We start from the raw sequence: 13,728 nt of genomic DNA, 5'->3' as shown, positions 1-13,728 counted from the left end.
GCGCTCGGCAACCGTGTGCACGAACAGCTTCGCCAGTGACTGTCGCTGAGCACCGCAGCGCGCAGCGGGGACTTGCCGGGCGTGATTACCTGCCGTATGGCGGAAGCGCACATCGGCGGGTTCGAACAGGCATTCGACGACGCAGTCGCTAATCACACACCATTCTCCCCGCGCGGGGAACGAGTTATGCGACGGCTCGAATAGAGGCCGGAGGTGCGATATGCCAGATTCTCGGTGAAAAGTTATCGGGAGAGTCCGCAACTGCGGCTCGATCTCCGAAGTGGACGCAAAAGTCTATTGCTGCCGCTTCAAAGCGACTGACACTACGCTCGCGCCAGCTTATGAAATATCTCGCCCGGGCTGCCGCACTTGCTGGCCTGGCCATCGCGGTCTGGCTCGTCTGGCACGTCGACGCGCAGAAGGTGCTCGGTTTGATGCGCGCGGCCGGCGCCGGGCTCGCGCTTGCAGGGATGGTCCACGTTCTGCCGATGCTCGCCAACGCAAGGAATTGGCAAATGCTGATGCGCGGCGCGATACGCCCGAAGCTGTTTGCGGTACTGCGTCTCGTCTGGATTCGGGAGTCCGTGAACGGCATGTTGCCCGTTGCCCGAGTGGGCGGTGAAGTCGTGACGTTTCGCATGATGCGCAAATGGGGCATGGAGCCTGCCCCAGCCATGGCGAGCCTCGTCGTCGACCTCCAGCTCACGCTCATCAGCGAAATGCTGTTCGCCATCGCGGCCATCGGCTATCTGATCGCCCATGCCGGCTCCAGGGCGTTGCACCTCGCAGCCAGGCTCGGAGGCGGCATCGCCATTCTGACGGTTCTGCTCCTGGCGTTTTCGTTCGTGCAGCGAGCGAGTCCGTTCGCGCGGCTCACGAAACTTTTCAATCGCATCACGAGCGGCAAGTTCCGCTCGCTCGTCGGCGAGTCGGTGCGCATCGATCATTCGATCAGTGACCTCTGGCATCAGCCCGGCGTCATCATCCGTTATCTGCTCATCTGGCAATCACTCCAATGCATCGCGACGGCGCTCGAGCTATGGCTCGCGCTCTATTTTCTGTCGTCAAAAGCAGGTTTCCTGCAGGCAGTCGTACTCGAGTCGCTCATCCAGGCGCTCAGTAGCGTCGCGTTCTTTGTGCCTGGCGCACTCGGCGTTCAGGAAGGTGGATTTCTGCTGATCGGCACGGTGCTTGGTTTCCATCCGCAGCTTTGCCTCGCGCTCGCGGGTGCGCGCCGTATTCGTGACATCATCGTCTTTCTGCCTGGACTCATCGCCTGGCAGGTGGAAGAGTGGCGCGACAAGCGGCGACTTCGTACCGAGGGAGGTCGGGGCCCGAATCATGATGCGAGACACAGGAAAACATGATGCGGTCGTGGTGTTCGGCGCCTTCGATCGCCACAACCTGGGTGACCTGCTGTTCCCTCACGTCGTCGCAAAACTGCTTGCGTGCGACGACGTGATCTTCGCCGGGCTCGCGGAGCGCGACCTGCGCGTCCACGGCGGCCACGCTGTTCAGGCGCTCGCGCAACTGGCCGCCGAACGCGGCAAGGACCGTGTGCATATCGTGCACGCAGGCGGCGAGATCCTGACTTGCGGCGACTGGGAGGCGGCGGTGATGCTGCTGCCGTGGGACCAGGCACAGAAGGTCGTCGCGCGACTGGAAACGCACAACGACGAGCGACGCGCGTGGGCACGTGCGCTGACGGGTCTCGATGCGCTTGCCCCCTACATGACGTCTCGCGAGATGTTTCCCTGTGCGTCGAGCGTCACTTATCAAGCGGCCGGCGGCGTCGATGTGGAGCGACTGGATCCCGGGATGCGAGCAGAAGTCCTGTCGAAGCTCGCGCAAGCCGACGACGTCAGCGTGCGTGACATCCACACCCAGAACGGGCTCGCCGCAGCAGGCATTCTCGCGCGGCTCGTGCCGGATCCGGCGGTGATGGTGACGGAGCTGTTCGGCGCGAACATTCGTGCGTGCAAGGAACGAAGCGGCGTGGCGGATTTGCAAAGGGCGTTTCCCGACGGGTATGTCACCGTGCAGTTCAGTGCGGATTTCGGCGACGACGGAACGCTCGGTGTGCTTGCGCGCGAGCTCGATCGCGTGTCGAACGAGAGCGGGCTTGGTATTGTTTTCTTTCGAGCGGGTGCGGCGCCCTGGCATGACGATATGGCCTGCTACGAGCGGATTGCGGCACGGATGAAGGTCTCACGTACGCAACTCTTCCGTTCGCTGGAGATATGGGACATCTGCGCACTGATCGCAGATGCCACGGCCTACGCGGGAAGCAGCCTGCACGGACGGATCGTCGCGCTGGCGTTCGGCTTGCCGCGGGTGAACTTCTTCCATCCGGCGCGCGCGAGCGACACGACGAAACAGTCCGCGTTTGCCGCGACGTGGGAGCCAGCGTGCGTGCCGGGCAGCGTCGGGATCGAGGCACTTTCGAAAGCAATGCTCCATGCCCTGACGATCGACCGGACGTTGCTGTGGCGGACGGCCACACACCTCACCGCTCGCTATCGCGAGGGATTCGCGCAGACGCGAGCGGCAATGTGTTCTGCGTGAAATGCAGGGCCTCGCGCGACGAGCGGTGTCGGCGCGGTCGTGTAATCTCGCGAAGCCCTATCAGACAAACCCTGCTAGCAATGTCGTCAGATTTTCAGTCGGGAAACCTTTGTGCCGGCAAGTGACACGTCACCCATCAGACCTGCATTTGTCAGGACGATCGCCTGGACGGGTTCAGTGGCCGTTGTCGTATCGATCGTTCCGTTTGCTCCGACCTTCACGAGCGCGACCGAACCTTCGCCACCGACCGACCAACCGTTGGATTTGCGAAAGCTGTCGAGCGCGTGCTGCGTCATGAACAGAAAGATCATGGCCTTCGACTGTGCACCTGCCTGCAAGCCGAATGACCCCGAGATCGTCTTGAAGTAGCCAACCGATTTCCCGCCCACCCGCAGAGCGCCTTCACCGTATTGGCCGCCCGCGACGAAGCCAACCTTGATCACGGACGGGAACACGAGTACGCCGTTCGCCTTGTCGACGAGTTCTCTTGAACCTTTGACCGTCTCGAACAGCCGCGACAGGGTCTCGTTGACCTCGGCATCGATTACCTGCCGCTTCGATGCGTTGGACTCGCCGGCAACGGCGCCATTCATCGTCGCCGCAGAGCCGCTCAGCGCAACACCCGCGACTGCCAGAACCGCGGCACCTGTTTGTAAGAAGTTTCTTCTGCGCATGGTTGCCTCCATCGTGGTTCATGGTCGAACCCGTGATGCTGCAATTGTTGAACGACCCAAAGAAACGTGCATTCAGTCATCACCTGATCGTAGAAGATGACCGCGCTATTGTATGTAAGGGGCAGCACTGGTTTTGCGTTGACCTGCGTCGATTCGCGCAATCTGCGAATCGACGTAGCCGCATGCATGAAGTAAGTACGCAGAAGATGAAGTGTCGTAGCCGCTTGTCTGGAACGTCTCGTGGAAGACGCTGATGTATGCGCTCGTCGCGCCCGGAATTCATCATCTGGAGCGGCACTTCAAAGAAGTGCGCCCGTAGCATCTCTCAAACAAGCAAGGTTTCCTCGCTTGTTTTTTCCTTTGCTTAGTCCACGTGTACGAGCGAGCGTGTGGTGCGAACCGTGGACGGCCGGTCGCGCAGCAGCAGTGGCATCAAGCGCCGATTGGCTGTCTGCGCCGCCCATTCGCAATACGCGGGGCTGCCGAGCACCCAGCCGTTGAGCGTCGACTGCATCAGGTTATTGATTTCGCGTTCGTCAACAGGCTGTGCGCCCAGATCGCGATAAGCCTGGTGGCGCTCGAACGGCGTATTGCCGAGCGCCCGGTACAGTGGATGGTCCCTGATGAACCTATCGACACGCAGCCCGATGTGGTGCGCGCAGCTCGACCACGGGTAGTTTCCCGGCTCGGCCGCCAGGCCATTGCGCACCGGCGCCTGATCGATGACCTGGCTCGCGAGCAGGAAATACCGGTCGGGCTCAATCACTGTCGCCCGGTACTCGCCACGCCATACCGCACCGCGGCGTCCATGGCGGCGGTTGAAGGTCTCGGCATAGCGACGGCCAACCGCCTGCATTGCCATGGCGACGCTCGACTCGTACGAAGGCGTGACGAGGAACTGTACCGCATGAGGCATTAGCACCCACGCATGGACCGCCAGATCGGCGACGCGCGCTGCGTCTGCCACGCAGGCGAGGAAGTACAGGTAGTCTCCTTCGTCCATGAAAGCGGGCCCCGCGAGTCCTTGCAAGATAACGTGCTGCGGTTGATCGGGGACGTAGTGCCGTGCAAGCCGTGCCATGCTGAATTAACCGGAGATCCGATGTGAGAAAGCGGTCCGACAGATATCGGACGCGGGACCGTGTGAAACGTGCTAGAGGAAATTCTATCGATCATGTTCGTGCATTTGCATCACGAACAGGCCTTTTTTATGGCCTCTGTTCGTCGATTTGCCGATCGCAGCCAGTGTCTCTTATGCCAATGCTGAATTGCAGCGCCGCGCTCGGAAGTTCATCGACGAACGCTTCGCATCGCAGATCTATCCCTTGTCGAACAGATTTGAAACACGCGAGATCGTTTTCGCGGTCAGAACCAGCAATGCACCAGCGATGCTGTAATCGACGTGATGCATAACGTCGGCCAGATAGAAAACGGATAGCGCAATGATCGGGTGGTACATCGCACGGCTTATCAGACGTTTCATCGGTGTCTCACGCTACTGTGTTTGCGCGAAGCGGTCAGTTGCTGTGCTTGAACGAATTCGTGCAAGTTGGGTGACGCGCCAGGTTTCAAGAGTCCGAGGAAGGCTTGTTTGCGAAGTACGGATGACGCCGATCCGTGATGTTCCTTCCTGTCATGAACTCTGCCCGCGGCAAGCCATTGCCGTCCTGTCCGTGCGTCGATCTTTCTTGACCGATCGTCCATTTCGTGCCGATGCATCGCGGGCGCAGGGCGGGCGTCCACAAAGATCGTCCTGTCATCCTGGCGAAGCGCACGTTCCGTGGTGCGCTTTTTGCCAGGCGCGAGTCTTCAACGGACCCGCAAAGCGCTTCATAAGCCTCGCGAAAAACGTCAGTAAGGGAATTGTCATCAAGTGAGGTTGCGGGTATAACATGGAGCCCTTGGCCATCCTGAAGAATGAACGGCGGCCAGGTTTCTCGCCCGGGAAATCGCATTTCACGCGAGCTATCCATGGATGCAGTCTCTGATGTTCTGCGCGCTGTTCGTCTGAGCGGCGCCGTGTTTCTGAACGGGACATTCACCGCGCCGTGGTGTCTGATCGGTCGCACCGATGCATCGCTCTGCGGCGCTTACTTGCCGCCTTCCGAGCGCGTCGTTTCTTATCATCTGATCATGGAGGGGAGTTGCTGGACGAAGCTGGCCGACGATCCCGGTTCGGCGATTCACGTCCATGCCGGCGAACTGATCGTGGTGCCTCAGGGTGAAACGCACATCATCGGCAGCGCGATCGATATTTCCCCTGTGCCGTCGGACTCGCTACTGGCCGGGCAGATAGCGACAGCACCCGGTGAAGTGATGACGCTGTCCTATGGCGGCGGGGGCGCTGTGACGCGCATCGTGTGCGGCTTTCTGGCCTGCGACGATACTTTGAACAATCCGCTGCTCTCATCGCTGCCGCGACTGTTCAAGATCGACATGCGCCAGGATCCGCGTGCGGCATGGCTCGAGTCGTCTCTCGAACTTGCTGCCGCGGAAGCGGCCGACTCGCGCGCGGGCGGCACGATCGTGCTTGCCAGGCTATCGGAACTGCTGTTTGTCGAAGCAATCCGTAGCTGTATTGAGGCGCTACCTGATAACCAGACCGGGTGGCTCGCCGGCGTGCGTGACCGCTACGTTGGACGCGCGCTCTCGCTGCTTCATGCGCAGGCGGCGCATGCGTGGACCGTCGAGGAACTTGCGCGCAAAGTGGGCCTGTCGCGTTCCGCGTTGGCGCAACGCTTTACCGATCTTCTGGGGCAGCCGCCCATGCAATACCTCGCGAAATGGCGCATGCAGATTGCGGCGCACGAACTTCTGATCGGTAGCAAGCCGCTCAACGCCGTTGCGGAACAGATTGGCTATGAGTCGGAAGCCGCATTCAGTCGCGCGTTCAGACGCGAATTCGGCATGCCGCCGGCCGGCTGGCGCAAGAGCAAAGGAAAGTCGAACGGCGTGGCCACATCAGCGCAGCAAGCGCAACCTACGCGTGGCGTTGCCGCACTGCGGGATCAGTGATGCCTGCCGTGACGCGCCGCGCTGTCTCTACCCACTCAATTGTCGACCTGTGCGACCAACGTGACGAAACGGTGTTTCAGTCATATCGTCCGGCGACTTGATCATAGAACTTCAAGACTCCCAATCGTAAATTGAGCGTGCCGGAAAGCCAGATCATTCGACTGGCTCTGCCCGGTGAATCGACACTCAACGCTAGACCGCGTGGCGGTCCATATTGGGAGAACTTCCATGAACGAAATATTGCGGCTGTCCGATCGCGATCGCTACGCCCGATGCATTCGCGCTTCGAAGATGGTCAATTGGGACATCGACCGTGACGTGATTGGAGGCCGTACCTTCGACATGTCCCAGAAGTATTTGCCGGACGGGCTCTCGCTGGTGCCGGATTTCATCATGCTCTCGGAGAGTGAGAAGCGGTTCGTCAGCCAGATTCAGGGGCGCACATACGCGAACGTGTTCGGGCTCGTCGAGCGCTTCATTAACGCCAAGGTGCTGGAAGTGAGCCGCGACTACTGGCTCGGCGATCAGGTGGCACTCGAAGCGCTCGTGCGTTTCAGCGACGAAGAGCTTAAACACCAGGCGCTGTTTCGCCGCATCGAAAAAATGATCGGCGAAACGCTGCCCGCGGGTTACCGCTTCGACGTCGATCCCGATGCGCTTGGCGCCGTGGTCCTCGGCAAGAGCACCTGGGCGGTGCTGGCCATGACGCTGCATATTGAACTCTTCTCGCAGATTCACTACCGCCAGAGCATTCATCCTGACGATCAGTTATCCGAGCTGTTCAAGGATGTATTTCTGTACCACTGGAAGGAAGAAAGTCAGCACGCCATTCTCGATGAGCTGGAATGGAAGCGGCACGACGCTACGCTGACAGATGCGGCGCGCGACAACGCGGTCAACGAGTTCATCGACCTGATGATTGCGATCGACGGCATTTTGCGCGGGCAGGCGACAGCGGACTCGCGGTATTTCATCGCGAACTGCGGGCGTGCCGTCGTCGAGGCAGAAGCCATGTCGATCGAAGCGAATTTCTATCATGCCTACCGGTGGCAGTACCTCCATTCCGGTATGCATCACCCCCGTTTCGCGGAAGTGCTCGATCGGCTCGTCTCCGAAGAGCAGGGGATGCGTATCCGGGCCGCACTCGCCACACTGCATTGAGCGAGCCCGAACGCACACGAATCATCCAGCTAAAGGTGCGCGCGGCGAGGATCTGCGTTTCACCAGTCGAGTCCCTCGTGCTTCATGGCAAGCTGGACGGCCGGACGCGCGCGCATCAGTTCGGCAAAGTTTCGCAATTTCTCCGGCACTTCGATGCCTACCTTTTTGGCCCAGAGCAGCATCGTGAACAGATAGGCGTCCGCCACACCCGCTTCGCTGCCGAACAGGTATTCGCCCTTGAACATGGTGGCGATCAACTGGAAGCGTTGACCGAGCTTCTCGCGCGCTGCCGTTGCTTCAGCATCCGAAGTGGGTTTGAAAACACGGCCGAACTGTTTGTGGATTTCCGTCGAAATGAACGCGAGCATCTCAAGCAGGCGCAGGCTGCCGGGTTCGCTATTCGGCGCAAGGGCGGGCTTGCGCTGTGCGACCCACGAAAGAATCGCGATATTCTCGGTAAGCCGTTGACCATCATCCATTTCGAGGGTTGGGACGTAACTCTTTGGATTGATCCGATTGAACTGCTCCCCAGTCTCGGTCTCCTTGGACTTCAAGTCGACGCGAATCCTTTCGAAAGTGAGATCGGCCTCATCCATTGCGATATGGTCGGCGAGGCTGCAGGCACCAGGCGAATAGTAGAGCTTCATGATAGGGGTCCCTTTTCGTGAGATGAACTGAACCGTTTCAACGCAGCAAAGGGCGTGCCGCCGCCGTCGACACTTGGAACGAGAGTTCGACGTCGAGCGTCGATTGCGATGGATGAACTTTGGCATAATTGCCGCATCGCTGCGCCGGGCCCTGTCCGTTTTGACTCGCGCCACGTCCACAAGGGTCTTTCGTCAGGGTTCGTGGAGCGGCTTCAGATAGCTTGAATTAATGTAGCCATCCGAACCCGGATCGCAATCGCAGCAGGGCAGGGCGACGGCCAGCACAGGAGAGACCATGTGGTCGGAAGTGAAGTCCGGCGTGCACCTGAGACGTTATGCAATCACGGTGACGGCCGTCATCGTCGGCCTGCTTGTCGTCGGACGCATCACCGGCATCCTGGTCAACTGGCTGTGGCTCTCTTCGATCGGCTATGGTGGCGTTTTCTGGACCATCCTTTCCGCGAGAGCGCTGCTGTTTGCCGGGGTGTTCGCAGTCTCGGCGTGCGCGATATGGCTGTCTGGGATTTTGGCGCATCGTTACGCGAGGCGCGTCGATGTCTTGCGAGCGCAATCTGTTGATCGATCGGGTGCGACTGAAGTTGCCGTTGAACTGTCTGAACTGATCGCGCCGCACGTTCCCTGGCGCTCCAGTATTGCCTGCGCCGCGGTCGTCTTGGGGTTGGTTATTGCCGCTAGCGAAGTCTCGAGCTGGGACCTCGCGCTTCGCTTCATTTATCAGGTCCCTGTTGGCGAACGCGATCCGATCTTTGACAGGGATATCGGCTTTTATCTGTTCTCGCTCCCCGCGTATGTCGCACTCAAGAACTGGCTGCTGCAGCTAATCTTCTGGAGCGCGATCGTGGCAGGTGCTGTCTACGGGTTGCGCGGTGACATCGCGCTGGAGCGGCCACCACGCACGCTCTCGGCCGCCCCCATCACTCATGGTTCGGCACTGCTCGGTTTGTTCTTTGCGGTGAAGGCCTGGGCGTGGTGGCTCGACCGCTTTCTGCTGCTCTATGGCGACAACGGCGTCGTGGTCGGCGCCAGCTATACCGATGTCCACGTCGAGTTGCCGGTCCTGTGGATGCTTGTCGGCCTTGCCGCGGCCTCAACCGTTGCCCTTTGGATCAACATGCGCCGACGGAGCCATCTGCAACCCGTCGTTCTCGCGCTGCTCGTATTCGGCAGTTCGTTTGTATTCGCTGTGATCTATCCATCGCTGTTTCAGCGCTTCTATGTCAAACCGAGCGAGCTGAAACTGGAAACACCCTATATCGAGCACACTATCGCGCTAACGCGACAGGCATACGGCCTCGCAAAGATCGAGGTTAAACCGTTTGAGGCCGAGCAGGGACTGACTCTCGACTCGCTGCAGGCCAATCGGGCGACCATCGACAACATCCGGCTATGGGATGTGCAACCGCTGATGGATACCTATGCACAGTTGCAGGAGATCAGGACTTACTACAAATTTATTTCGGTGGACATCGACCGCTATCAGCTTGACGCCGGATACAGACAGGTAATGCTGTCGGCGCGTGAGCTGGAACCGGCGATGCTTCAGACCAACGCCCAAACCTGGGTGAACCTGCACCTTATCTTTACTCACGGCATCGGCGTCGTGATGTCGCCAGTCACCGAGAAATCCACCGAAGGCTTACCGTTTTTCTATCTGCACGATATTCCGCCAGTCTCCAACGGCGGCCCGGCCATTCGCGAACCACGTCTTTATTTCAGCGAAGGCCGGCAGGACTACGTCATCGTGAACGGCAACGTAGCTGAGTTCGACTTTCCCCAACGGCCGACTAACGCCTACACGACGTATAGCGGGCGCGATGGCGTCAGCATCGGCAGTGTGATACGCCGCAGTCTGTTCGCCTGGCAGCTCGACGATCCGAACATCCTGCTGAGCGGCTATATCACAGACCAGAGCCGGATCCTGCTTCATCGCAACATTCAGGACCGCGTGCGTACGATCGCGCCATTCCTGACTCTCGACCATGACCCCTATGTCGTCGCAAGCAATGGGCGCCTGTTCTGGATCCAGGACGCCTACACCGTCAGCCGGTGGTTTCCTTACTCCCGGCCGGGTTTCGGGGACGGCGCCAATTACATCCGAAACGCGGTCAAGGTCGTGGTCGACGCGTATAACGGCACGGTCGATTTCTACGTCAGCGATCCCGCCGATCCGCTCCTGCGCGCATACGAGCGCATCTTCCCGGGTTTGTTCAAGCCTTTGGACGTGATGCCACCGGAGCTGCGAAAGCATATCCGCTACCCCGAAGATCTGTTCCTGATCCAGGCGCAACTCTACCGCGCCTATCACATGGATGCGCCGGAGGTCTTCTACAACCGCGAGGATCTGTGGCAGTTTCCCCAGGAGCTGGTCGGAATGGATGGCGGAAGCACCGCCAGCACGATGCCGCCGTATTACACGATCATGCGACTCCCCGGCGACGCACGCGCCGAGTTCATCCTCATGCTGCCGATGGTGCCGAGCCAGCGGGAGAACATGATTGCCTGGCTGGCGGCGCGTTGCGATCCGCCCGGGTACGGCAAGCTCATCGTGTACACCTTTCCCAAGGACAAGCTGATCTATGGGCCGTTTCAGATTGAAGCGCGGATTCAGCAGAATACCGAGATCTCGCAGCAGATCTCGCTGTGGAACCAGATGGGCTCACGCGTCATTCGCGGTCATCTCGTGGTCGTGCCGATCGAGAACTCGATCCTCTATATTTCGCCGCTCTATTTGCGCGCGGCGTCCGGTCAGTTGCCGGAGTTGAAGCGGGTGATTGCCGCGTATGGGGACCGTGTGGTGATGGAGAACACTCTGGATGAGGCGCTGGCGGCGCTTTTCAGTGAGACCGCACAAGCGGCATCGCCAGCCCGAGGCACAGTGGACGCTCGCGCGAGAGAGGCACTTGTCCACTATGACCGCGCCATCGAGAGACTGAAGGCGGGAGACTGGAGCGGCTTCGGCGCGGAACTGGACACCCTCCGGCCGTTGCTCGAGGCACTCGGCGCTGGCCGCTCCGATGATCGGAAGTGACCAACGGGACAATCAATGCGGCTCGCCGAGGCAAGCGTCGGCAACATCGACGATCGGCTCGCTGTCGGCGTGAGCTTGAGGAAACCGATCAACGCACTTGATCTGAACGTAGGTCCACCACGTTCCCGGTGGATCGTGACCCAGCCACAACACAGTGGCTGCGACCTTGGTTCGCAGCCCCCATTGGCGCCAGTCAGCACCTGTTGGCGAAAAGTTTCCGTGAATGTCCTTGTACAGGTTACGGTCCAACCCGTATCGCCTCAGATAGGGCGGGTTGATGCGCTCCTCGGGCGTAGCCGGCTCCCCTTGTGCGATGCCCGCTTGTGCCAGGGCCGCGTCCCGGCGGAAATCGCTCACGGCATGGCCGACCACCAACAGCTCGAACAGCAATCCCCCGCCAACTGCCATGCAAGTCGCGATAATGCAAAGCGAGAGCGCCCAAAGCACCCGCCTTCTGGTCGTCGGTGTCTTCATCACTGTCGACCTCCTACCGGCATCCGGATTCGCCGCCATGCCCGGCGCTGCGTTCGCCATTCAAATGGCCGCTCGGCTTTGTCGCAACGGATTTGAGATGGTCGACGGCAGTCGTATCAGACAGAGCGGCCCCCTTGCCTCGTCAGCAAGAGCCAAGCCGGTTCGCGGTCCGGTACGGGTACTTCAGGCCCTTTGTAGAAGGTCAATCGCCTTTTCGGCATCGTCCAAGGAGTCGACCGCGAGATACGCAATGAACTGCGTGCCAAGTACAGCGGCCGAGACGCCGCGAAGGTTGATCCCCCCATCCGCCAACATCTGGGTCAATTGCGCGATGATGCCCAACTGGTCCAGACCCATTACACGGATGGAGTGAAGGCTCGGGCTGACGCTGAACCCCGCCTGTGTGGCGGCACGGATCGCACTGTCTCCCTGTAGCGGAGCGACAAACACGACTCCCTTACCCGATGCCTCTGGCGTTCGACGTGCCACGACGAACTGCAAGTCGACACCAGCATCCCGCAAGACGCTTAAAACTTTCGCAAGACCTCCCGGTTTGTCGTCGATGGGCGCTGCCCACACCTCGACACGTTCCACGCTCAGTTCCATGGCAATCCCTCCCGGCACGGACCTCATTAGGAAAATCTACTTCACGAACGGCACGCGGGCAAGGACTGTCGGACTAGGCGCCGGTCGGCGATCCGCGTCCAACTTGCTGCTACTGAGCATCTGTATCAAGATCAAGTCGCCTCATCACAAACAGGCGACTCTCATGACAGACGATCCCGATGGCGATCCTGCTACCGATCCCGACAAACTGAAAGGCCCAGGCGGCATGAGTTTGAGGCAGATCCACGAACAGGTTCAGAAGTCCGTCCAGCGCGACCGCGAAGCGCAGACTGCGCGCCACGCACCCGCTCCACCGCAAAGCCGCTGGCAGCGGTGGGTTCGCTATGTATGGGGCCGTAGCGGGCGGCGCTAACCGCAGTGTGATCAGGGACGTGCTGGTCGCAGACCAGACTCGTTGCATCGTGAAGTCCGCGCTGCATCCACCCGGCTACCCATTTGGGTGGTGTGCGCCCCCCGTCGTTCTGTCATTGTGAACCCGTCGTCATAACGCTAGCTGGACAGGCGAGCAAACGTCGACGCGAAGCACTGGCAGGTCGCACGCAATTGACAGGGGGCTTGAAATGGAAACCACATCCTCGAGCGGAAATCCTTTGATGGATCTCTCGGACAATCTGGCGGACATCGTCGCGCGAGTCGGGCGGAGTGTCGTCGCAGTACACGGCCGACATCGCATGCCGTCGAGTGGCGTAATCTGGCGACGTGGCGTCGTCGTGACGGCTGCACACACGCTCAGGCGTGAGGACGGCATCGAAGTCACATTGACCGACGGCCGTACGGTCGCCGCAGTCCTCGCGGGCCTGGATCTGGGGTCCGACGTCGGCGTGCTGAAACTGGACGGCGTGGACCTCGACCCGATCGGTTCCGGCGACGCCCACTCACTGAAGCCGGGTCATCTTGCGCTCGCCGTCGCACGTGCGGACGACTCCGGCGTCAGCGCTGATTTTGGCGTGATCGGCAGCATAGGTGGTCCTTGGCGCACGTGGAAAGGCGGACAACTCGATGCGTTCGTGCGTCTGGACGGCGGTCTGCGCCCGGGTTTCTCCGGGGCGGCCCTCGCGGACATGCGCGGGCAGGTCATCGGCATCTGCACCTCGGCACTGATGCGCGGCGCCGGCATCGTGATTCCGGGGATGACCGTGGAGCGCGTCACCGATGAACTGTTGGCTAAAGGGCGCGTCTCGCGGGGCTACCTTGGTGTCGGCACGCAGCGGGTCGGCCTGCTGGACGCCTGGGTCAATAAAATGAACCTGTCGTTCAGCAGTGGATTGCTGATCAATTCGCTTGCACCGGGCGGCCCTGCGGAGCAGGCGGGCGTGCTGATAGGCGATGTACTGATCGAACTGGACGGCAAGCCTTGCCGCGACATGGGTGACGTAAGTGCGGCGCTGGGCTCCGCAAGCATTGGGCAGCAGTTGCACATCGCCTTGATCCGAGGCGGCGAACGCCACGCGTGTTCGGTAACGGTGGGCGAACGGCCCCAACGGAATTCGTGCAGGTGACGCCCGGGAAGCGACCA

General features: G+C 60.4%; 13 protein-coding genes. 6 read left to right on the top strand and 7 right to left on the bottom strand.

Translation table 11 applies throughout. From position 1 onward, the window contains the following. Nucleotides 1-341 precede the first annotated feature (341 nt). Nucleotides 342-1,367, top strand: coding sequence for a lysylphosphatidylglycerol synthase domain-containing protein (locus tag OKW28_RS20485; protein ID WP_429448373.1), 1,026 nt, complete (start codon nucleotides 342-344; stop codon nucleotides 1,365-1,367). Next, the gene (locus tag OKW28_RS20480; RefSeq protein ID WP_429448371.1) at nucleotides 1,342-2,565 is read left to right on the top strand and encodes a polysaccharide pyruvyl transferase family protein; all 1,224 of its coding nucleotides are present in this window, start codon (nucleotides 1,342-1,344) and stop codon (nucleotides 2,563-2,565) included. The genes OKW28_RS20485 and OKW28_RS20480 overlap by 26 nt, the downstream gene beginning before the upstream one ends. 86 nt (nucleotides 2,566-2,651) lie before the next feature. Here the strand turns inward: OKW28_RS20480 and OKW28_RS20475 are convergent, their stop codons facing one another. The 3 genes from OKW28_RS20475 to OKW28_RS20465 all read right to left on the bottom strand — a co-directional run bounded on the left by OKW28_RS20475 (nucleotide 2,652) and on the right by OKW28_RS20465 (nucleotide 4,722). After that, nucleotides 2,652-3,239, bottom strand: coding sequence for a BPSL1445 family SYLF domain-containing lipoprotein (locus tag OKW28_RS20475; protein WP_429448369.1), 588 nt, complete (start codon nucleotides 3,237-3,239; stop codon nucleotides 2,652-2,654). A 364-nt stretch (nucleotides 3,240-3,603) separates the two neighbouring features. Next, the gene (locus tag OKW28_RS20470) at nucleotides 3,604-4,320 is read right to left on the bottom strand and encodes a transposase (protein ID WP_429448367.1); all 717 of its coding nucleotides are present in this window, start codon (nucleotides 4,318-4,320) and stop codon (nucleotides 3,604-3,606) included. A gap of 237 nt (nucleotides 4,321-4,557) precedes the next feature. Beyond that, nucleotides 4,558-4,722, bottom strand: a complete 165-nt coding sequence (locus OKW28_RS20465; RefSeq protein ID WP_429448365.1) for a hypothetical protein — start codon at nucleotides 4,720-4,722, stop codon at nucleotides 4,558-4,560. Between the two features lie 488 nt (nucleotides 4,723-5,210). Here OKW28_RS20465 and OKW28_RS20460 point away from each other — a divergent pair, with 488 nt between their 5' ends. Then, a complete protein-coding gene (locus OKW28_RS20460) occupies nucleotides 5,211-6,254 on the top strand; it encodes an AraC family transcriptional regulator (RefSeq protein ID WP_429448363.1) in 1,044 nt (347 codons plus the stop codon). Nucleotides 6,255-6,482: 228 nt separating this feature from the next. After that, the gene (locus OKW28_RS20455; protein ID WP_429448362.1) at nucleotides 6,483-7,415 is read left to right on the top strand and encodes a hypothetical protein; all 933 of its coding nucleotides are present in this window, start codon (nucleotides 6,483-6,485) and stop codon (nucleotides 7,413-7,415) included. Nucleotides 7,416-7,474: 59 nt separating this feature from the next. Here the strand turns inward: OKW28_RS20455 and OKW28_RS20450 are convergent, their stop codons facing one another. Continuing rightward, the gene (locus tag OKW28_RS20450; RefSeq protein WP_429448360.1) at nucleotides 7,475-8,062 is read right to left on the bottom strand and encodes a glutathione binding-like protein; all 588 of its coding nucleotides are present in this window, start codon (nucleotides 8,060-8,062) and stop codon (nucleotides 7,475-7,477) included. A gap of 295 nt (nucleotides 8,063-8,357) precedes the next feature. Between OKW28_RS20450 and OKW28_RS20445 the strand changes: the two genes are divergently transcribed. Then, nucleotides 8,358-11,111: a UPF0182 family protein gene (locus OKW28_RS20445; protein WP_429448358.1), complete on the top strand. Its 2,754-nt coding sequence runs from the start codon at nucleotides 8,358-8,360 to the stop codon at nucleotides 11,109-11,111. A 12-nt stretch (nucleotides 11,112-11,123) separates the two neighbouring features. Here OKW28_RS20445 and OKW28_RS20440 read toward each other — a convergent pair whose 3' ends face one another. The 3 genes from OKW28_RS20440 to OKW28_RS20430 all read right to left on the bottom strand — a co-directional run bounded on the left by OKW28_RS20440 (nucleotide 11,124) and on the right by OKW28_RS20430 (nucleotide 12,492). Continuing rightward, on the bottom strand, nucleotides 11,124-11,585 hold the full coding sequence (locus tag OKW28_RS20440) for a hypothetical protein (RefSeq protein ID WP_429448356.1): 462 nt from the start codon (nucleotides 11,583-11,585) through the stop codon (nucleotides 11,124-11,126). A 183-nt stretch (nucleotides 11,586-11,768) separates the two neighbouring features. Further along, nucleotides 11,769-12,191 carry an ACT domain-containing protein gene (locus tag OKW28_RS20435; protein WP_429448354.1) on the bottom strand — a complete coding sequence of 141 codons (423 nt, stop codon included), beginning with the start codon at nucleotides 12,189-12,191 and terminating at the stop codon, nucleotides 11,769-11,771. Nucleotides 12,192-12,300: 109 nt separating this feature from the next. Continuing rightward, entirely contained in the window at nucleotides 12,301-12,492 is a 192-nt protein-coding gene (locus OKW28_RS20430; protein ID WP_429448352.1) for a hypothetical protein, read from the bottom strand. Between the two features lie 313 nt (nucleotides 12,493-12,805). Between OKW28_RS20430 and OKW28_RS20425 the strand changes: the two genes are divergently transcribed. Next, nucleotides 12,806-13,711 carry a S1C family serine protease gene (locus OKW28_RS20425; RefSeq protein ID WP_184039521.1) on the top strand — a complete coding sequence of 302 codons (906 nt, stop codon included), beginning with the start codon at nucleotides 12,806-12,808 and terminating at the stop codon, nucleotides 13,709-13,711. Nucleotides 13,712-13,728: the final 17 nt, after the last annotated feature.

This window comes from Paraburkholderia sp. 40 (assembly GCF_050434105.1).
Taxonomy (GTDB): Bacteria; Pseudomonadota; Gammaproteobacteria; order Burkholderiales; family Burkholderiaceae; genus Paraburkholderia; species Paraburkholderia tuberum.
This window is presented reverse-complemented; position numbering and strand designations above follow the sequence as displayed.